1 protein-coding gene and 1 pseudogene are annotated in these 1,209 nt (G+C 68.9%); both read right to left on the bottom strand.

All coding sequences use genetic code 11. The annotated features are described in order from the left end of the window. Positions 1-682 (bottom strand): annotated as a pseudogene (locus K789_RS0115675) (oxidoreductase); the annotation flags it as partial. Then, positions 679-1,209 (bottom strand): FAD:protein FMN transferase (locus K789_RS0115670; RefSeq protein ID WP_024367580.1); only part of this gene is annotated, 531 nt, incomplete at its 5' end. The gene K789_RS0115670 and the pseudogene K789_RS0115675, both read right to left, overlap by 4 nt.

Raw genomic sequence — 1,209 nt, 5'->3', positions numbered from 1 at the left:
GCTCGGACAGCATAAAGCCGACGAAGAACAGCACCGGGCGCTGGGCCAGGGTCTGCCACAGCGCCTCGCCGGGCCCCATGCCGGTGCGCAGCAGTTCCACGGCCACAATGGACACCGCCACCACAGTGAACACTGACGCCATCAGCAGCTTCCGCACCCGGTAGAGCACCAGCAGGACCCCGGGCAACACCAGCCAGAGCATTGCCGGGGTGGCGGCCCACCAGGTGGCGATGTTGAGTCCGGTCAGCCCGGTGAGGAACGCCCCGGCCGCCGCCGGATTGAAAAGGTGTCGGCCGCGCCAGGCCAGCGCGTATTTGGACGCCGACGCGAGCACGCAGGCGAGGGCAACACCGGCCAGGTCCAGGTACTGCAGCCCCGCCGGGAACTGCGTCGGCCAGAAGAGGAAGTACAGCAGCAGCCCCGTGATCAGTGACGATTCAGAATGCGGACGGACGTGGAACACGGCTGCGAGCGCCCGGTTGGACGCGTACGTCAGGCCGAGGCAGAGCACCAGGTGGGCGATCATCTCAGGGACCCCGAATGTCAGCCAGCCGAGCACCTCGAGCAGCAGGCTGTAGCCGGCCAGCACGCCCAGGACCCAGAGGACCAGCCGGTACATCGTGAACCGTCCCAGTGCCGTGTCCAGCCGCGACCTGATGGGAGTGGAGATTGTGGCGGTCATGAAAACAGCACCCCTTCAAAATCGGCTGAGTACTCCGCGTGGCCATCCGAGTGGACAGTCAGCCAGGAAACGTCGAATTCCGCCCGCAAACGGGGCCCCTCGACGAAGAACAGGGCAGTCGCCAGGGCGTCGGCCACCATGGCGCTCGCCGCCATCGCCCAGCTGGCGACGACGGTGCGCACCGGCGCCCCGGTGGTGCCGTCCAGCACGTGGTGCAGCCCGTCGCCCCAGGCGCGCCGGTTGGCGGCGGACGCACAGAGGGCGCCGGCACCCAGTCTGACGATTCCAATGGCCCGGTCCGGATCATAGGGATGCTCCAGGCCGACGTCGACCGGCGCGGATCCGGTGTTGAGCAAATCGCCGCCCGCGTCGATGAAGTGCTCCCCGACGCCCGCACCACGCAGTTCAGCGGACAACAGGTCCGCCAGCTGCCCCTTGCCGGCCGCCCCGACGTCGATCACCACAGGGGCGCGCGTGGTCAGCACCGGGCCCTGCCAGTCGAGCACCTCGTCCCAGGGCGGGGCGGG

The sequence above is a fragment of the Arthrobacter sp. TB 26 genome, from assembly GCF_000427315.1.
Taxonomy (GTDB): Bacteria; Actinomycetota; Actinomycetes; order Actinomycetales; family Micrococcaceae; genus Arthrobacter.
The sequence above is the reverse complement of the archived record's forward strand: the minus strand, read 5'-3'. Positions and strand labels throughout refer to the sequence as shown.